This is a genomic window from Mycobacterium sp. BK086, assembly GCA_004362315.1.
Lineage (GTDB): Bacteria > Actinomycetota > Actinomycetes > Mycobacteriales > Mycobacteriaceae > Mycobacterium.
Genome location: SNWL01000007.1, coordinates 193,273 through 210,375, shown reverse-complemented (window position 1 = coordinate 210,375; position 17,103 = coordinate 193,273). Strand labels below are relative to the sequence as shown.

19 protein-coding genes are annotated in these 17,103 nt (G+C 67.7%); 5 read left to right on the top strand and 14 right to left on the bottom strand.

Annotation, left to right across the window (positions count from 1 at the left end; genetic code table 11):
• Positions 1-82: 82 nt before the first annotated feature.
• The 4 genes from phoH2 to EV580_RS24720 form a co-directional block, all read right to left on the bottom strand.
• On the bottom strand, positions 83-1,381 hold the full coding sequence (gene phoH2 / locus EV580_RS24735) for an RNA 5'-3' helicase PhoH2 (protein WP_502703946.1): 1,299 nt from the start codon (positions 1,379-1,381) through the stop codon (positions 83-85).
• A gap of 205 nt (positions 1,382-1,586) precedes the next feature.
• Complete coding sequence (locus tag EV580_RS24730; RefSeq protein ID WP_133694492.1) at positions 1,587-2,414, bottom strand: acyl-ACP desaturase; 828 nt, start codon at positions 2,412-2,414, stop codon at positions 1,587-1,589.
• Between the two features lie 57 nt (positions 2,415-2,471).
• Complete coding sequence (locus EV580_RS24725; RefSeq protein WP_133694490.1) at positions 2,472-3,938, bottom strand: glycine hydroxymethyltransferase; 1,467 nt, start codon at positions 3,936-3,938, stop codon at positions 2,472-2,474.
• A 23-nt stretch (positions 3,939-3,961) separates the two neighbouring features.
• On the bottom strand, positions 3,962-5,179 hold the full coding sequence (locus EV580_RS24720; protein ID WP_133694489.1) for a DUF885 domain-containing protein: 1,218 nt from the start codon (positions 5,177-5,179) through the stop codon (positions 3,962-3,964).
• 30 nt (positions 5,180-5,209) lie between these two features.
• Between EV580_RS24720 and coaA the strand changes: the two genes are divergently transcribed.
• Positions 5,210-6,148, top strand: a complete 939-nt coding sequence (coaA, locus tag EV580_RS24715; protein WP_133694487.1) for a type I pantothenate kinase — start codon at positions 5,210-5,212, stop codon at positions 6,146-6,148.
• A 1-nt stretch (position 6,149) separates the two neighbouring features.
• Here coaA and EV580_RS24710 read toward each other — a convergent pair whose 3' ends face one another.
• From EV580_RS24710 to EV580_RS24690, 5 genes are all read right to left on the bottom strand, one after another.
• Positions 6,150-6,569, bottom strand: a complete 420-nt coding sequence (locus tag EV580_RS24710) for a hypothetical protein (protein WP_133694485.1) — start codon at positions 6,567-6,569, stop codon at positions 6,150-6,152.
• 10 nt (positions 6,570-6,579) lie between these two features.
• A complete protein-coding gene (locus EV580_RS24705; RefSeq protein ID WP_133694484.1) occupies positions 6,580-6,975 on the bottom strand; it encodes a hypothetical protein in 396 nt (131 codons plus the stop codon).
• Positions 6,976-7,018: 43 nt separating this feature from the next.
• Entirely contained in the window at positions 7,019-7,432 is a 414-nt protein-coding gene (locus EV580_RS24700; protein ID WP_133694482.1) for a hypothetical protein, read from the bottom strand.
• 69 nt (positions 7,433-7,501) lie between these two features.
• A complete protein-coding gene (locus EV580_RS24695) occupies positions 7,502-8,869 on the bottom strand; it encodes a hypothetical protein (RefSeq protein ID WP_133694480.1) in 1,368 nt (455 codons plus the stop codon).
• Positions 8,870-9,667 (bottom strand): (2Z,6E)-farnesyl diphosphate synthase, encoded by a 798-nt coding sequence (locus tag EV580_RS24690; RefSeq protein WP_166654876.1) that lies wholly within the window; start codon positions 9,665-9,667, stop codon positions 8,870-8,872. It lies immediately after the preceding gene.
• A 55-nt stretch (positions 9,668-9,722) separates the two neighbouring features.
• Between EV580_RS24690 and trhA the strand changes: the two genes are divergently transcribed.
• Entirely contained in the window at positions 9,723-10,463 is a 741-nt protein-coding gene (trhA, locus tag EV580_RS24685) for a PAQR family membrane homeostasis protein TrhA (RefSeq protein ID WP_133694477.1), read from the top strand.
• A 4-nt stretch (positions 10,464-10,467) separates the two neighbouring features.
• On the opposite strand, the gene EV580_RS24680 is transcribed toward trhA, so the two are convergent.
• From EV580_RS24680 to mca, 4 genes are read right to left on the bottom strand one after another with little or no spacing between them, the layout of a single operon-like run.
• Positions 10,468-10,836, bottom strand: a complete 369-nt coding sequence (locus EV580_RS24680; RefSeq protein ID WP_133694475.1) for a nuclear transport factor 2 family protein — start codon at positions 10,834-10,836, stop codon at positions 10,468-10,470.
• A gap of 10 nt (positions 10,837-10,846) precedes the next feature.
• Positions 10,847-12,847 carry a thioredoxin domain-containing protein gene (locus EV580_RS24675; RefSeq protein ID WP_133694473.1) on the bottom strand — a complete coding sequence of 667 codons (2,001 nt, stop codon included), beginning with the start codon at positions 12,845-12,847 and terminating at the stop codon, positions 10,847-10,849.
• Entirely contained in the window at positions 12,831-13,076 is a 246-nt protein-coding gene (locus EV580_RS24670) for a hypothetical protein (protein WP_133694472.1), read from the bottom strand. The genes EV580_RS24675 and EV580_RS24670 overlap by 17 nt, the downstream gene beginning before the upstream one ends.
• Positions 13,073-13,945, bottom strand: a complete 873-nt coding sequence (mca, locus tag EV580_RS24665) for a mycothiol conjugate amidase Mca (protein ID WP_133694470.1) — start codon at positions 13,943-13,945, stop codon at positions 13,073-13,075. The genes EV580_RS24670 and mca overlap by 4 nt, the downstream gene beginning before the upstream one ends.
• A gap of 142 nt (positions 13,946-14,087) precedes the next feature.
• Here mca and EV580_RS24660 point away from each other — a divergent pair, with 142 nt between their 5' ends.
• From EV580_RS24660 to EV580_RS24650, 3 genes are all read left to right on the top strand, one after another.
• Positions 14,088-14,522 (top strand): DUF4307 domain-containing protein, encoded by a 435-nt coding sequence (locus EV580_RS24660; protein WP_133694468.1) that lies wholly within the window; start codon positions 14,088-14,090, stop codon positions 14,520-14,522.
• A gap of 229 nt (positions 14,523-14,751) precedes the next feature.
• A complete protein-coding gene (gene greA / locus EV580_RS24655) occupies positions 14,752-15,246 on the top strand; it encodes a transcription elongation factor GreA (protein WP_133694467.1) in 495 nt (164 codons plus the stop codon).
• Positions 15,247-15,256: 10 nt separating this feature from the next.
• Positions 15,257-15,916, top strand: coding sequence for a GOLPH3/VPS74 family protein (locus EV580_RS24650; RefSeq protein WP_133694465.1), 660 nt, complete (start codon positions 15,257-15,259; stop codon positions 15,914-15,916).
• Here EV580_RS24650 and EV580_RS24645 read toward each other — a convergent pair.
• Complete coding sequence (locus tag EV580_RS24645) at positions 15,908-17,080, bottom strand: cystathionine gamma-synthase (protein ID WP_133694464.1); 1,173 nt, start codon at positions 17,078-17,080, stop codon at positions 15,908-15,910. The two genes, EV580_RS24650 and EV580_RS24645, sit on opposite strands and share 9 nt — an antisense overlap.
• Between the last annotated feature and the right edge of the window lie 23 nt (positions 17,081-17,103).

Below are 17,103 nucleotides of genomic sequence, written 5' to 3'. Positions count from 1 at the left end.
TACCGGCCCGACCCTGGGAGGCCTTCTCAGCGATTTCGGCGCGGCAAGCGCCGCTGAGCGACGATTACCGCGCCGAAACCACTCATGGCAGGGCGTTCGGGCTGATCTCCTCGAGCATCTCGGTGACCAGTGCGGCGATCGGTGAACGTTCGCTACGCATCAGGGTGATGTGCGCGAACAGCGGGTGACCCTTGAGCTTCTCGATCACTGCCGCCACACCGTCGTGGCGGCCGACCCGGAGATTGTCGCGCTGCGCGACGTCGTGGGTCAGCACCACCCGCGACCCGCTGCCCAGCCGGGAGAGCACGGTCAGCAGCACGTTGCGCTCCAGCGACTGCGCCTCGTCGACGATCACGAACGAGTCGTGCAGCGAACGACCGCGGATGTGCGTCAGCGGCAGCACCTCGAGCATCCCGCGGGAGAGCACCTCTTCCAGCACGGCCGGCGAAGCCAAGCCCTCGAGAGTGTCGAAGACCGCCTGTGCCCAGGGGCCCATCTTGTCGCTCTCGCTGCCCGGCAGGTAGCCGAGATCCTGCCCGCCGACCGCGTACAGCGGCCGGAACACCACGACCTTGCGCTGGGTGCGCCGCTCGAGCACCGCCTCCAGGCCCGCGCACAGCGCCAGCGCCGACTTACCGGTGCCCGCCTTGCCGCCCAGCGACACGATGCCCACCGACTCGTCGAGCAGCAGATCCAGCGCCACGCGTTGTTCGGCCGACCTTCCCCGGAGGCCGAACACTTCGCGGTCACCGCGCACCAGCTGGACCTTCTTGTCCGCGTTCACCCGGCCCAGCGCACTCGAGTTGGCGCCAAGCAGCCGAACACCGGTGTGGCACGGCAGATTACGCGCCTCTTCGAGGTCGATCTCCCCGTCTGCGAAGATCGCGTCGACATCCTCGCCCGCGACATCGAGCTCGGTCATGCCCGTCCAGCCGGAGGTGATGACGTCCTGAGCGTGGTATTCGTCGGCCAGCAGACCCACCGCGCCGGCCTTCACCCGCAGCGGAATGTCCTTGCTGACCAACGTGACTCGCTTGCCCTCGGCCGCCAGGTTGGCCGCGACCGTCAGGATCCTGGTGTCGTTGCTCTCGGTGCGGAACCCCGACGGCAGCACCATCGGGTCGCTGTGATTGAGCTCGACATTCAGCGTGCCGCCCTGTGTCCCAATAGGAATCGGTTGATCCAACCGACCGTGTTCGAGACGAAGATCGTCGAACAACCGCAGCGCCTGTCGGGCGAACCAACCCAACTCGTGATGGTGGCGTTTGGCTTCCAGTTCACTGATGACCACGAGCGGTACCACCACTTCGTGTTCGGCGAACCGGGTGCACGCCCACGGGTCGGACAACAGAACTGAGGTGTCGAGCACATACGTCCGAATGGGCGACTGCGAATCGGTCACTGGGCGCTCCTCAGGTTCACGCGGTCCCCGCGAACCCCTCGGCGGACACTGCGGCACCAGGACCGGGACCGGTCCTGTCGTAGTCGAAACGACTTGTACCGCCCGGACAGCAGAGCATGTCGCTAGCCATCGGAAGCGACGCTACTCCGGTCTGCGCCCGCGCGCCGATCGGCGCGCCGCCACGTTATGAGCGAACGAATTTCTTGAGGACCGACTCGTCCCCGAGGCCCCACGCCTCGATGCGATCCGAGACGACCTGCCGCGAGGCGTCGATGTCGAAAATGCCGGCCTTCGCGACGTTCTGCAGCTTGTCCTGGTACTCGAAAATGTCGCCGCCGACAAGGCCGAAGCCCACCGCGCGACGCGCGATCGAGTTGATCGTCGAGTCGCGATGAGTTTGCAGGCAATGCGCGACGAGGTTGGCAAAGAACTCTTCGTGCCGTTCCTCGTCGCTCGCGATCCGGCCGACCAGACCCTTCAGAGCCGGCTCGTCGACCTTGGCTTCGAGGTTGCGGGTGAACACCGCATGCGCCCGCTCGTAGAACGCCATGAACACCAGCGTCTCGATCTGGGTGAACTGGTCGGCCCGGTAGCCGCGCATGACGTGGGCAACGCGGACGTCCTCATTGGCCGTCGGGTCGAAATTGCGGGTGACGACGAGGTAGTTGCGCAGCGCGATGGCGTGCAGGTTCTCCTCGGCGGTCCAGCGGCCGATCCAGCGGCCCCACTTGTCTTCCAGGATGAAGTGCTCGACCACCTCACGGTGATACCCGGCGAGGTTGTCCTTGGTGATCAGCAGGATCTCGCACGCGTCGACGACGTCCGAGGGCAGCGTCACCTGGGAGGGGTCCCAGTCCGTGCCGCCCAGGAACGCGAAGTTCTCGCCCTGGTCGAACGGCACGTAGTCGTGGCCGTACCACTCGTCGGCGGTTTCCAGGAAGCGAGTCAGGTTGTCGGCGACAACGGGCTCAAGCTCCAGGGTCAGCGCATCCGCGACAGGTTTCTGTGCCATGCGGTTACAGTAACCCAATTCTGTGGGAATCGTAAAATTCCCGACGGCGAGTCGGGCCTAGAGCGTCAGCCCCGGGTACAGCGGGTTGGCCGCCAGCAGCTCGGCGGAGGCGGCGTGCACACGGTCGGCGACGCCGTCGGCCAGCTTGTACTTGGCCTTGGAGGTCCCCTCGGGCTCGGTGTTCGACAGCACGTCGACCACCAGCTCGGCCACCCGGTCGAACTCGGCGGGACCGAACCCGCGGGTGGTCAGCGCCGGGGTGCCGAACCGGATACCGCTGGAGTACCAGGCCCCGTTGGGGTCGTTCGGGATGGAGTTGCGGTTGGTGACGACGCCGGCGTCGAGCAGCGCGGACTCCGCCTGACGGCCGGTCACCCCGAAGCTCTGGACGTCGAGCAGCACCAGGTGGTTGTCGGTGCCGCCGGTGACCAGCCGGGCCCCGCGCTTGAGCAGGCCTTCGGCGAAAGCCTTGGCGTTGTCGGCGATCCGCTGCGCGTAGGCCTGGAACGCCGGCTGGCGAGCCTCGGCCAGCGCGACGGCCTTGGCGGCCATGACGTGGGACAGCGGGCCGCCGAGAACCATCGGGCAGCCCTTGTCGACGGCGGGCGCGTACTCCTCGGTGGCCAGCACCAGGCCACCACGCGGACCGCGCAGCGACTTGTGGGTGGTGGTCGTGGTGACGTGCGCGTGCGGCACCGGATCCTCGTCGCCGGTGAAGACCTTGCCCGCCACAAGTCCGGCGAAGTGCGCCATGTCGACCATCAGGGTGGCGCCGACCTCGTCGGCGATCTCGCGCATGGTGGCGAAGTTGACCCGCCGCGGGTACGCCGAATAGCCGGCGACCAGGATCAGCGGCTTGAACTCGCGGGCGGCCGAACGGACGGCGTCATAGTCGATCAGCCCGGTCTCGGGATGCGTGCCATAGCTGCGCTGGTGGAACATCTTGCCCGAGATGTTCGGCCGGAAGCCGTGCGTGAGGTGACCGCCGGTGTCCAGCGACATGCCCAGCAGACGCTGGCTGCCCAGGCGGGCGCGCAGCCGCTCCCACTCCGCCTCGGAAAGATCGTTGACGTTCTTGACGCCGAGCTCGCTCAGCGCCGGCGCCTCGATGCGGGTGGCCAGGATCGACCAGAACGCGACCAGGTTTGCGTCGATGCCGGAGTGCGGCTGGGCGTAGGCGTAGGGGGCGCCGAACAGCTCGCGCGCGTGCTCGGCGGCCAGCGCCTCGACGGTGTCGACGTTCTGGCAGGCCGCGTAGAAGCGGTGCCCGACGGTGCCCTCGGCGTACTTGTCGGAGAACCAGGTGCCCATGGTCAGCAGCACCGCAGGCGAGGCGTAGTTCTCGCTGGCGATCAGTTTGAGCGAATCCCGTTGGTCGGCAAGCTCTTTGCGGGTCGCCGCGGCGATTCTCGGTTCGACCGACTCGATGACCTCGAGGGCCGCGCGGTAGGCCTCGCTGGCGGTGGCGGCGTAGTCGGCGCCCGGGGCGGCGGCAGAAGTCGAAATCGTGGAGTCTGCGGTCATGCGCCCAGCCTATCCGCCGCTGTTCAGGCCGCGTCCACCCGCAGCGCCGACGGGATGAGCGGCTCGTCGAGCAGCCGCCCGAACCGGTCGGTGAGGCTCACGCCCGCGGGCCGCTCGTCGAGCCACGTCCGCAACAGCCGGTACCCCTCGACGTAGGTGCTCGTGTACGCCCGCCACAGCGGCGACGACAGAAACCGCAGCATCTGCCGGGCCCGGGTGTCGTCGACCAGCAGCCAGCGCTGCAGGAAGGCGACGACGTCGTCGACGTCGCGGTGTTCGTCGTGCAGCATCAGCGCCGCATCCTGGCGCACATCGGCCAGTGCCGCCGTCGCCTCCGACAACGCTTCGGCGCGTTCACCGTCGAAGCGCAGCCCCAGATCGGCGTAGATCTCCGATGCCCAGCGGCCCCAGCCCGGCCCGACCGCGGCGTGCAACGCGAGATCGGCCAGCCCCTCGGCCATCAGGCACTGCGGGGTGTTCACCAGGAAGATCGTCTGCTCCTGCTGGTCCTGGCCGGCCACCAGCCCGGCCTCCTTGCGGCAGTGCTCGGTGTGGTGGCCGGGATAGGACTCGTGGGCCACCAGCCGCGGCAGATTGGCCATCTGCTGCTTGAGGTCGGCGTTCACCGCCACCGTCGAGCGGTAGTTGCCCTCGTAGTAGTTGAAGCCCGACCACGGCTTGTCGGTGACCACTTCGTAGACGATGGTCTCGCTGTCGGGCAGCGGATAGGTCGCCCGGACGGTGTCCCGCAGCGCGCTGGAGAACGCGTGCATGCATTCCTCGAGGCGCTCGGGCGGGATCTCGTCAGAGCGGCGGTGGGCCTCCATCCGCTCGACCAGCGAGCCACCGCCGCCAAGCACCTCGTCGATGCGGGTGTGCGCGGCGCGGTAGCGCTCGGGGTCGCCGCGGCTGATGTCGACGTCGAAGTAGTGGCGCACCTCGTCGACGAAACCGACCTGCTCACCGGCGAACTTGCGCGCCGAGAACCCCAGCGCACGCAGGTGTGCGCCGATGAAGTCGGCACGCTGGTCGGTGAACCCGCCTTCGCGGGGAACCTGCGGCAGCTCGGCCAGCAGCCGGTCGGCATCGCGGGCCAGTTCGGTCGGCTCGGGGGCGGGTTCGTCGGCCACCGCGCGGCGCAGTTCGGGGTCGCCGGTGAAGGAGTCGACATAGCCCTCCTCGATGCGGTCGAAGCGCAAACCGAGGGTCAGGTAGTCGCGGATGAGGGTGCCGGGCTGCATGTGAACCAAGCTAACTGCAAGACTGGCACGATGGCGCGGCTGAGTGAACCCAGCCCTTACGTCGAGTTCGACCGGAGTCAATGGCGTTCACTGCGCATGTCGACCCCGTTGAAGTTGACGGAGGACGAGCTGGTTGGGCTGCGTGGTCTTGGCGAACAGGTCGACCTGCTCGAGGTCGAAGAGGTCTATCTGCCGCTGGCCCGGTTGATCCATCTTCAGGTGGCAGCGCGCCAGCGACTGTTCGCCGCCACGTCGGAATTCCTCGGCGAGCCGCAACAGAGTCCGGACCGGCCGGTGCCGTTCATCATCGGCGTCGCAGGAAGCGTGGCCGTCGGGAAGTCCACCACCGCGCGTGTGCTGCAGGCGCTGCTGGCCCGCTGGGAGCACCACCCCCGCGTCGACCTGGTCACCACCGACGGCTTCCTCTACCCCAACGCCGAGCTGACGCGCCGAAACCTCATGCACCGCAAGGGTTTTCCAGAGAGCTATAACCGCCGCGCCCTGATGCGCTTCGTGACGACGGTGAAGTCCGGCGCCGATCAGGTGTGTGCGCCGGTGTACTCACACCTGATCTACGATATCGTCCCCGGCGAGAAACACGTCGTCACCCACCCGGACATCCTCATCCTCGAGGGCCTCAACGTCCTGCAGACCGGTCCGACCCTGATGGTGTCGGACCTCTTCGACTTCTCGGTGTACGTCGACGCGCGCATCGAGGACATCGAGAAGTGGTACGTGGACCGATTCCTGGCGATGCGGGCCGGCGCGTTCGCCAACCCGGCCTCGCACTTCCACCACTACGCAGGCTTGACCGACAGCCAGGCCGTCGCGGCCGCCCGCGACATCTGGCGGTCCATCAACCGGCCCAACCTGATCGAGAACATCCTGCCGACCCGCCCGCGCGCGACGCTGGTGCTGCGCAAGGACGCCGACCACGCGATCAATCGGCTGCGGCTGCGGAAGCTTTGATCTAGTTCGGCACGCCGGTGAGCGGGTTGAGCCGCAGCACCGGCATCGGGAACGAGAACTCCGGTTCGTCACTGTCGGGATGCTCGTAGAGGCCGATCGTGTGGACACCTGCGGTGTACACCGTCATCGGCAGGTGGTGGGCGAACACCCGGAACTTCACCGGCACTCCGGGGTTGTCGGGCCACTGCCAGGCGAACTCCAACAGGCCGACCCGCTCCCCCTCCGGTGACTTCGCGACGATGAAGCGGCGCGGCTCGTAGTCGCTGCCGCCGCCGGTGTACAACGACACCACCAGCGGCAGGGTGATCTGCGCGGGCAGGCTTTCGACATAGCAACTCGTCATCGGAAAGCCTTCTGCGGTAACCCCACCGGCCTCTTCCAGTACCGCCTTGCGTGCGGCGGCAAACGCTAGGACATGCATGGCCGCAACACTATTTGATGCGGCGTACCCCGAGGTACTGCAGGTCGGCGAACACCAGCGTGTACACGCCGCCGGCCAGCGTCACGACCACCCCTGCGGTGGTGAGATCAACGGCCAGCACGACCAACACCGCCAAGACGGTGAAGACCAGGTTGGCGATCACGGTGGCGACGCCCGCGGTGCGCACTCGGGCACGCCCGGCCGCCAGGAACACCACGATCCCGTAGACGACGAAGCCGGCGCCGACGGCATATTCGGCGGCCGTGGGAATGCCGGTGAATCCCGACAGCGGACCCGCGGCCGCCATCAGCGCGATACCGGCCAGACCGGACAGCACGGCATCGGCCCGCATGGCCAGTCGCAGCAGCGAGTCGGAGGACGTGGTTGTGGTCAGGGTGGTGGTCATGTTGGTTCCTTTCAGGGGTTGTGCGCTCAGGTTGTTTGGGGAGTCACGCCAGACGGCGCACTCCGAGGTACTGCAGGACAGCGAACGTCGCGGTGTAGAGGCCGGCGGCCAGCGCGGAGATCACCCCGAATGTGGTCAGCGGCAGCACCCCGGACTCGGCGACGGCCAGAAATCCGACCGTGCCTGCGCCGTTGAACACCGCCATCCCGGTGCCGACCCGACGGAGGTCGGGAGTGGCGGCCAGCGCGTAGACGACGAGGCCGCAGAGCACGAAGGCCGCTCCGGCGATGTAGCCCTGAGCCGCGGTCAGGCCGGTGAGCCGGCCCAGCGGGTCGGCCATGGCCGCGATGCCCAAACCGAGCACGCCCGTGAGGGTGGCGTCGACGCGCATCGCGAAGCGCAGTAGTGAGTCGGTGGAATCAGAGAACGGTTGGCCTCTGGTGATCATTGCGGTCATGCCATTGAGGCTGCTCAGGGAGCACTGCCAGATCGACGCCTGGCGCTGCCAACTACTGCCAACCCCAGCTCAGGGCTGTGCGACCGCCGTTCGGGAGCGCAGATCCGTCGCGATCAGCCGGGCCGCGGCGTTCTGCCAGTTGTGCAGCGAGCGCTGTGGCACCTCGGTGACCAACCATTGCCACGCCTGCCGGGCCACCGGATCCAGTCCGGCGGCTGTGGCGTTCTGCGCATAGGCCCGCACTCCGACGACGTACGGGAAGTACAGCGAGTTGTAGAAGCGCCACTGCTCGGTGGTGCCGAACTCGCCGCCGTCGCGGGGCTTGAGCCGGGCGATGTGGTCGGCCAGCAGCGCCTTGAGCTCGTTGGCGCGTTCCACCGGCTGATCGGCCGCGCCGCGGGCTGCCAGCCGTTCGTCGATGACGGGCAGCTGGGTCAGCGGGCTGGCGACGAGCTTGGACAGATCGCCGTAGTGGCCCAGCGCGCGGCGGGTCAGCCGGGCGAAGGCGTCGTCGTCCAGCGCATCCAGTGGGTTGGCCGCGACCAAGGGCAGGGCGGCCTCGGCGCCGCGCAGCGCGGCCCGTTCGGCGCGCAACGCCGGAGAGCGGGAGAAGGCCAGCCGGTCCAGCACTCCGGCCAGCGGGTCGGCCAGCACATTGATCGCGACCGCGACGGCGAGGCTGGTGAACAACAGCACCGTCAGCGCAGTGCGCCCCGGCCCGTCGGCGCCGGTGACCGCCATCCCGATCAGCGCCTGCCCGCCGAACAGCACCGCCACCACCATGCTTCCCGCGAACGATCGCAGCATGTCGGCGCGCAACGCCTGACCCTCGTCGAACGAATCCCACAGCGCGACCGCGACACCCAGCAACAGCACGTCGAAGCACGTCGACGCCAACGCCAGCCAGCTCGGGACCAAGCCGAGCGGGATCACCAGGATCGCGTTGCCCAGCGCGAAGAACAGCGTCGCGATGATCACCACGCCGGTCACCCGGCCCGGCTGCCGTCGTCGCACCGCGGCCACCATCGCGCCCAGCGTCGACACCGAGATCGCCGCGAACATCACCCAGTGACCGAGCCGCAGCGGGCCCTCAACGCTGCCTGCCATCACCGCGCCCACCACCGTGACCGCGGCGACGGCACCGATCAGCGCCCACTCGGTGGCTCGGCTGCGCCAGGTGTCGATCGGGCGGGCCAGCTCGAGGACGACGGCGAACCATGCCACCCCCGGCACCGCGACCAGATAGATCTCGATCTGGCCGAGCAGCTCGGCGTGCGCCACACTCACCAGCCGCACCGCGTCCAGCGCGACCACGGCGGCGAACCCGCACAAGCCGATCGAGGCCAGCGCCAGCACCGGTTTACGCGGGTCGCGCGCCAGCAGATACAAGCCCAGCCACCAGCTCAGCGTGAAGACCACCGCCGACAGCGCAGCCATTTACATGCCGAATCGACGATGGCGCCGGCTGTAGGCGCGCAGCGCCCGCAGGAAGTCGACCCGGCGGAATGCCGGCCAGTGCGCCTCGGTGAACCACATCTCCGAATATGCGCTCTGCCACAACAGAAATCCGGACAGCCGCTGCTCCCCCGAGGTCCGGATCACCAGATCGGGATCGGGCTGACCTGAGGTGTACAGGTTCTCCGAGATGCCGTCGATCGTGACGGCCTCGATCAGCTGCTCGGCGCTGGCGCCGTTGGCCAGCTGCTTGCTCAGCAGTGCCCGCACGGCGTCGACGATCTCCTGACGCCCGCCGTAACCGACAGCGACGTTGACGTGGAAGGACGCCGTAGGGGCCACCGACGCAGTGCTGTCGACGGCGTCGCGCAGCCTGCGTGCCGGTTCCTCACCGAGCAGTTCCAGGTCGCCGACGGTCCGCACACTCCAGCGGTTGGCGGGTGCGCAGATCTGTTCGACGACGTCGGTGATGATGCCGATGAGCTCGGACAGTTCGTCCGGGTCGCGCTGCAGATTCTCGGTGGACAGCAGGTAGACCGTGGCCATCTCGATGCCGGATTCGGCACACCAGCGCAGCATTTCGGCGATCTTGGCCGCGCCCATCCGGTAGCCGTAGGCGACGTCGTCGTGACCAGCGTCACGAGCCCAGCGGCGGTTGCCGTCGCACAGGACGGCGATATGCCGGGGTAGCTGGGACTTGGAGCGCGCCAGCTCCTGGCGCAGCCGCATCTCGTAGAGCCGGTAGGCCGGATCTTTGAGCCGAGGCGGAATGATCTCCACGACAAACCAGACTACTGTGACGAGCGGGTGCCCTCGGGCGCGAATTGGAGGTGACATGACTGCGGGAGTCGAGTTCGCCGACGAAGCGCAACAGCCGTCGCCCCGCGCGTACGCCGAAGACTTCCCCGAAGCCGTCGTCGACGCCGCGGTCGAGTTCTTCGGGAAGCCACGGCTGCGAGGCTGGATTCACGTCTACGCCGCCGTTGTCGCCTTCATCGCCGGCGCGGCGCTCATCTCGGTGTCCTGGTCGATGGAAGGCCTGCGCGCGGGGCTCTCGACGTTCGTCTACACGATCACGATCGTCGCGATGTTCACCGTCAGCGGCACCTATCACCGGGTGAACTGGAAGTCCGCGGCCGCGCGCAAGTGGATGAAGCGGCTCGACCACTCGATGATCTTCATCTTCATCGCCGGCAGCTACACGCCGTTCGCGATGTTGGCGCTGCCCGAGAGAAGCGGCGCCATCTTGCTGACCATCGTCTGGAGCGGTGCGTTGGCCGGCGTGCTCTTGAAGTGTTTCTGGCCGTCGGCACCACGCTGGGTGGGTGTTCCGCTCTATCTGCTCCTGGGCTGGGTGGCGGTGTGGTTCATCGTCCCGATCATGAACGGCGCCGGCATCGCGGCCATGGTGCTACTCATCGTTGGCGGCGCGCTGTACAGCATCGGCGGCGTGCTCTACGCGCTGAAGTGGCCGAACCCGTGGCCGACGACGTTCGGCCACCACGAGTTCTTCCACGCCTGCACCGCGGTAGCGGCGATCTGCCACTACATCGCGATGTGGTTCGCGGTGTTCTGACGAACTAGCCCAGCTGCTTGACGTTCTCGGGGCCCCAATAGGCCTTCATCGACGTGACCTGACCGTCGCCGTTGAACGTCATCACCTCGATGACCTCGATCCGCATGGCGCCTGCGACCGTCAACGCAAACAGGAATGCCGCCTCGTTGCCACCGGAGCGGAACTCCAGGAGTTCGGCCTTGCACTCGGCGCCTTCGACGGCTTTGTAGAAGCCCTCGATCGCCTGCCGGCCGATGTGGACGTCGCCGCCACCCACCGGGTCTTCCAGCGTGGCGTCGTCGGCGTACAGCGCGGCGACGTTGGCCGCATTGCCCGCGCCGACCGTGTCGAGGTAGCGGTTGACCAGGGCTTTGAGATCGAGGGCATCGCTCATGGCCGGAACGCTACACGGGCACGCCGAGTGCGTCGGCGAGTTCCCCGGCCCCGGTGACCGGCAGGTCGCAGGTTCGGCCCCGGCAGACGTAGGCGGCGTCGCTTCCGTTGACCTGGTCGCGACCTTCCAGCAGCGGCGACGAGTCGACGCGGCCGCCCACAACGATGGTGCCGCCGGGCGCCAACTGCCGTGCGGCAGCGAGCAATTCAGAATCCGGACCGTCAGTGGCCACAGCCACCTGCAGCGGGCCGCGGACGGCAGCCTCGGCGACCGCCAACCAGTGCCCCGACGACCGCGGCGCGCGGGCCAGCAGCGGTGAGTGCGCCGCCAGGGTGTCCTCGGCGGCCTGCCCGTAGCGAATCGCGCGGTCGGCGTCGACCAGATGGGCGGCGGTCAGCAGCGCCTCGGCGATCGACGACGCCCCCGACGGCGTGGCCCCGTCCAGCGGGTCGGCGGGCCGGACCATCAACTGCTCGGCATCGTCGGCGGTGTCGAACCAGCGGCCCGGACGTTCGGGGTCTGCGAAGTGCGCCAGCGCCACGTCGATCAGATCGGTCGCGCTACGCAGCCACGCCTCGTCACCGGTCAGCTGATAGAGCGTCAACAGTCCGGTGGCCAGCGTGGCGTGGTCCTCGAGAATCGCCGCACTGTCGCCGACGGCACCGCCCAGACTGGCCCGCCGCAGCCTGCCATCGACGATGTGCAGATCGAGCAGGGCCGACGCACAGCGCAGCGCCGCGGTCAGTAACGGCGGAACATCAAGGGCCACACTGGCTTCGGCCAGCGCGGTGATGGCAAGCCCGTTCCAGGCGGTGACGATCTTGTCGTCGCGCGCGGGCTGCGCCCGGGTCAGCCTCGAGGCCAACAAGGTCGTCCGCACCCGCTCGAAGCGTGCGGCGTCGTCGGGATCGGCCAGCAGCTGCAGCACCGACGTCCCGTGTTCGAAGGTCCCGTCGTCAGTGACATCGAAAAGGGTTGCCGCCCAATGTCCGTCGTCATCGCCGAGTACTTCGCGCAGCTGCTCGGGCGTCCACACGTACGTCGAGCCCTCGACACCGGCGGCGTCGGCATCGAGCGCAGAGGTGAACATGTCACCCTCGGCGAGGTCGTCGAGCAGGAATCCCGCGGTCTGGGCGGCGATCCGCCGTGCCAGTGGATCACCCGTTCGCCGGGCCCAGTGCGCGTAGGCCCGCAGCAGTAAGGCGTTGTCGTACAACATCTTCTCGAAATGTGGCACCACCCAGTCGGCGTCGACGCTGTAACGCGCGAAGCCACCGGCCAGCTGGTCGTAGATACCGCCGCGGGCCATCGCCGTCCCTGTGCGGATCACCGAACCCAGCGACAGCGGCGAGCCGGTGCGCTCGAACGTGCGCAACAGCGCCTCCAGCAGTGCCGACGGCGGGAACTTCGGCGCCCGGCCGAAGCCGCCGCGCTCGAGGTCCTCGTCGCGCAGGATCGCCGAGGCGGCGTGGTCGCACAGCGCGGCGTCGATCTCCGGACCGCCGTCGGGCAGGCCGGCCGCCATCTTCCGCAGCTCCCCGGCCACTTGATCGGAGGCCTCCTCGACCTCGTCCCGGCGGGTCGTCCACGTCTCGGCGACCGCGTCCATCAGCTGCAGAAATTGCGGCTTCGGGTAGTAGGTGCCACAGAAGAACGGCCGGCCGTCGGGGGTCAGGAAGCACGTCATCGGCCAGCCGCCCTGCCCGGTCATCGCCACCGTCGCGTTCATGTACACCGCGTCGAGGTCGGGGCGCTCCTCGCGGTCGACCTTGATGCACACGAAATTGGCGTTGGCCACCGCGGCGACGTCCTCGGACTCGAAGGACTCGTGGGCCATCACGTGGCACCAATGGCAGGCGGCATAACCGACCGACAGCAGGATCGGCACGTCGCGGGCGACGGCCTCGGCGAGCGCCTCGGGGGTCCACTGCTGCCAGTGGACGGGATTGTCAGCGTGCTGACGCAGGTAGGGGCTGGTGGCGCTGGCGAGCGCGTTAACCGCCGGGCTCATGCGGGGGCTTCGTGAGATCGGGCTCGGCCGTCTCGACGGACTCCTCGTCGAAACTCTTCGGCAGCTTCTTGAGATGCCGGTTCATCGACCACACCAGGGCGAACACGCAGATCAGCAGGATCACGACGATCAACAGGCCCAGCGGGCTGGCCTTGCCGAAGTCCGGGCCGGTGTTCTTCGGCGGCTCCGCCAGCACCGACACGACCGTCGCGGTCAACAGGTCTCTCACTCAAAGATCTCGATTCCGGCGAACAGATCGTCTTCGGGCAGTTTGGCGGGGACCCGTGAACGAGCCAGCTCGAACTCCTCGGTGGGCCACAACCGCTGCTGCCACTCTATGGGCGTCGCGAAGAAGAATCCGTCGGGGTCGATCTGGGTGGCGTGCGCTTTCAGCGCCTCGTCGCGCTGGTTGAAGTACTCCGAGCACAGCACCCGGGTGGTCACCCGCCCGGCGAAGATGTCGATCTCGGGATCCCACTTCTTCAACCAGTCCGCGAACGGACCCTCCTGGCCGTGCTTGGCGAACTCGTCCTGCAGCAGCTGCAGCCGGGCACGCAGGAAGCCGTGGTTGTAGTACAGCTTGCTGACCGTCCACGGTTCACCGGCGTCGGGATACAGCCGGTAGTCGGCGGCAGCCTCGTAGGCGGCCACCGAAACCTGGTGGCAGCGAATGTGATCCGGGTGCGGGTAGCCGCCGTTCTCGTCGTAGGTCGTCATGACGTGCGGACGGAATTCCCGGATCAGCTTCACCAACGCTTCCACCGGCTCTTCCAGCGGCACCACCGCGAAGCAGCCGTCAGGCAGCGGCGGCAGCGGGTCGCCCTCGGGCAGCCCGGAGTCGACGAACCCCAGCCACCGGTGTTCGACACCCAGGATCTCGGCCGCTCTGGCCATCTCGTCACGGCGGACATCGGCGATCCGGTCACGCACTTCCGCCAGGTCCATCGCCGGGTTCAGGATGTCGCCCCGCTCGCCGCCGGTCAGCGTCACCACCTGGACCCGGTGACCTTCGGCGGCATAGCGCGCGGCCGTCGCCGCGCCCTTGCTGGACTCGTCGTCCGGATGGGCGTGAACGGCCATCAACCGCAGTTCGGTCACGTCTCCCCTGTACCTGTTCATGCGCTGGTCATTGCTTACGTGCTGATGCAACAGTTTCAGCACGCCCTATAGTCCAATAGTTCCATCCGGGGCGTGGATACCCGTAATCGAAGCCTGCTGACGAGAGACGCACTGCATACCGATGACCGACAGTCCCCCGCAGCCCCCGGCGTCGCGATACGGGCGCCAGGGCCTGCCCGCGGCCACCCGGCGCCGGGTGGCGTTCGCGCTGGGTGTGCTGGTTCTGGCCGCCGGCGTGGTGCTCGCGCTGGTCGCCTATCAGCGCTTCGAGGGCAACGACGTCGAGGGCACGATCGCCTCCTATCAGGTGGTGGATGACCAGACCGTCTCGGTGACGATCAGCGTGACCCGAAAGGACCCGTCGCAGCCGGTGCACTGCATCGTGCGGGTGCGCAGCCACGACGGCGACGAGACGGGCCGCCGAGAAATTCTGGTTCCGCCGTCCGACGCGGCAACGGTGCAGGTCACGACGTTGGTGAAATCGTACAAACGGCCGTTTGTCGGCGATATCTACGGCTGCGGGACCGACGTCCCCGGCTACCTGGTGGCGGCCTGACCGGCGTCGGGAAAACGAACAGCGAACTGCGAATGTATGAAAACCGACCGTCGTCGCGGTGGTAGACTACTTCGATACACGGTTCCTGCTGGGAGCCGTGTATTGCTTCATTAGCGCGTTTGCTCGCAGCTCTTCGATGGCAATACACGCGGAGTCATCCGCATGTTCCCGGCAGCGACGACAGACTGCAACGCGAACATCGCGGAACCAACGAATGAGGAGCGCGACGATGACCGACACCCAGGTGACCTGGCTTACCCAGGAGTCGTATGACCGGCTCAAGGTCGAACTGGATCAGTTGATCGCCAACCGTCCGGTCATCGCCGCCGAGATCAACGACCGTCGCGAAGAGGGCGACCTGCGCGAGAACGGCGGCTACCACGCGGCCCGTGAGGAGCAGGGCCAGCAGGAAGCCCGGATCCGCCAGTTGCAGGAGTTGCTGAACACCGCCAAGGTGGGCGAGGCGCCCAAGCAGTCCGGTGTCGCGCTGCCCGGTTCGGTGGTCAAGGTCTACTACGACGGCGACGAGTCCGACACCGAGACCTTCCTGATCGCCACCCGCCAGGAGGGCATCGACCACGACAAGCTCGAGGTCTACTCGCCGAAGTCCCCGCTGGGCGGCGCCCTGCTGGACGCCAAGGTCGGCGACACCCGCGAATACAACGTGCCCAGCGGCAAGACCGTGAAGGTCACGCTGGTCAGCGCCGAGCCCTACCACTCGTAGCTCCCGGCCCTTGGCGCGCATCGCCGAAGACCTTCTCCTTCTGCTGCTCGACAACGCCGCAGCCCAGCCAGGCTTGGAGCCGGCGCTTCGGCAACGGCTGTTGGCGGGCGCGGTGCTGCTGGACCTCGCCTACGACTGCCGCGTTCGACCAGCACTGCCCGGGGAGCCGGTACCTGGCGACTACTTGGTCGTGTTGACGGGACCGCCCCCGCTGGATCCCGTCGTGCGTCCCGCGCTGGCACTTCTGCACGAGGCACCGATCACCGCAAGCGTCGCGATCGGCAAGCTGCGCAAGCACACTGAGGATCAGGTGCTCGATCAGCTGTTGCGAACCGGGCAGATCCATCAGATTGCGTTGTCGCAGAATCGTTTTCGCCGCAATTCCTACGCATGGCCGCTGGCTAGCCGGGCGCGGGTGGATGCGGCCCGCTCGGCGCTGCTGGCGGCATTGTTCGACGGGCACCGTCCAGATCCGGTGACGGCGGGCATCGTCTCGCTGCTGCATGCGGTGCACGGACTCGGCGCGGTGCTGAGCCTCAATGACCGCGGTTGGCAGTGGGTCAGCGACCGTGCCAGCGAAATCGCGAGTGGCACATGGGTCGACGACAACAAGATGGCCGACGTCAACCTCGCGGTGACGACCGCGGCAGTGCGCGCCGCGCTAGTTTAGGGCCTGCTCCAGGTCGCCAAGCAGGTCCGCGGGGTCCTCGATACCCACCGACAGACGGACGAGGTCGTCAGGCACCTCGAGCTGCGAGCCCGCGGTCGACGCGTGCGTCATCGCGCCGGGATGTTCGATCAGCGACTCCACCCCGCCCAGCGATTCGGCGAGAATGAAAACCTCTGTGCGCGAACACAACCGGCGTGCCGCATCCGCGCCACCGCGCATCCGCACCGACACCATGCCACCGAATCCGCTCATCTGACGGGCGGCGACCTCGTGGCCGGGATGGCTGGGCAGGCCGGGATAGAGCACGTGGCTCACCGCGGCGTGCTCGACGAGCAACTCGGCGACCTTGGCGGCATTGGAGCTGTGCCGCTGCATGCGCAGCTCCAGAGTCTTCAGACCGCGCATCGTCAGGTAGGCGTCGAACGGACCGGGCACCGCACCGGCACCGTTCTGCAGGAAGGCGAACTTGGTGTCGAGTTCCTCGTCATTGGTCACCAACGCACCGCCAACGACATCGGAGTGGCCGCCGACGTACTTGGTCGTCGAGTGCAGCACGATGTCGGCGCCCAGGTTCAGCGGCTGCTGCAGTGCCGGGGAGGCAAATGTGTTGTCCACCAACACCTTCTGGCCTCCGACGGCGGCGACCTCGGCGATCCCGGTGATGTCGGCGATCGACAGCAGCGGGTTGGTTGGCGTCTCCACCCAGATCAGCTTGGTGTCGGCGGTGATCGCCGCACGCACCGCGTCGAGGTCGGACAGGGCGACAGGGGTGTGCCGCACTCCCCACTGGGTGAACACCTTGTCGATGAGCCGGAATGTGCCGCCGTAGGCGTCGTCGGGGATGACGACATGATCACCGGGGCGCAAAACGGCGCGCAGTGCGCAGTCGGTGGCGGCCATGCCGGAGCTGAACGCGCGCCCGAACGTGCCGTCCTCGACCGCGGCCAGTACCGCCTCCAGCGCGGCCCGCGTCGGATTTCCGGTGCGGGCGTATTCGAACCCGCCCCGCAGTCCGCCCACGCCATCCTGGGCGAACGTGCTGCTCGCATAGATCGGGGCATTGACGGCCCCGGTCGCCGGGTCAGGCCGGTATCCAGCGTGGATGGCCCTGGTCGCGAACCCTTGTGCCCGGTGCCGGTCGGCGGCACTGCGTTGCTCACTCATCGGTTCGAGCCTATCGGCTCAGA

What these genes read in the sequence shown, in the direction of transcription:
- EV580_RS24730 (WP_133694492.1), bottom strand. Translation starts at nt 2,414, where the DNA reads ATGGCACAGAAACCTGTCGCGGATGCGCTGACCCTGGAGCTTGAGCCC.
- EV580_RS24725 (WP_133694490.1), bottom strand. Translation starts at nt 3,938, where the DNA reads ATGACCGCAGACTCCACGATTTCGACTTCTGCCGCCGCCCCGGGCGCC.
- EV580_RS24720 (WP_133694489.1), bottom strand. Translation starts at nt 5,179, where the DNA reads ATGCAGCCCGGCACCCTCATCCGCGACTACCTGACCCTCGGTTTGCGC.
- coaA (WP_133694487.1), top strand. Translation starts at nt 5,210, where the DNA reads ATGGCGCGGCTGAGTGAACCCAGCCCTTACGTCGAGTTCGACCGGAGT.
- EV580_RS24710 (WP_133694485.1), bottom strand. Translation starts at nt 6,569, where the DNA reads ATGCATGTCCTAGCGTTTGCCGCCGCACGCAAGGCGGTACTGGAAGAG.
- EV580_RS24705 (WP_133694484.1), bottom strand. Translation starts at nt 6,975, where the DNA reads ATGACCACCACCCTGACCACAACCACGTCCTCCGACTCGCTGCTGCGA.
- EV580_RS24700 (WP_133694482.1), bottom strand. Translation starts at nt 7,432, where the DNA reads ATGACCGCAATGATCACCAGAGGCCAACCGTTCTCTGATTCCACCGAC.
- EV580_RS24695 (WP_133694480.1), bottom strand. Translation starts at nt 8,869, where the DNA reads ATGGCTGCGCTGTCGGCGGTGGTCTTCACGCTGAGCTGGTGGCTGGGC.
- trhA (WP_133694477.1), top strand. Translation starts at nt 9,723, where the DNA reads ATGACTGCGGGAGTCGAGTTCGCCGACGAAGCGCAACAGCCGTCGCCC.
- EV580_RS24680 (WP_133694475.1), bottom strand. Translation starts at nt 10,836, where the DNA reads ATGAGCGATGCCCTCGATCTCAAAGCCCTGGTCAACCGCTACCTCGAC.
- EV580_RS24675 (WP_133694473.1), bottom strand. Translation starts at nt 12,847, where the DNA reads ATGAGCCCGGCGGTTAACGCGCTCGCCAGCGCCACCAGCCCCTACCTG.
- EV580_RS24660 (WP_133694468.1), top strand. Translation starts at nt 14,088, where the DNA reads ATGACCGACAGTCCCCCGCAGCCCCCGGCGTCGCGATACGGGCGCCAG.
- greA (WP_133694467.1), top strand. Translation starts at nt 14,752, where the DNA reads ATGACCGACACCCAGGTGACCTGGCTTACCCAGGAGTCGTATGACCGG.
- EV580_RS24645 (WP_133694464.1), bottom strand. Translation starts at nt 17,080, where the DNA reads ATGAGTGAGCAACGCAGTGCCGCCGACCGGCACCGGGCACAAGGGTTC.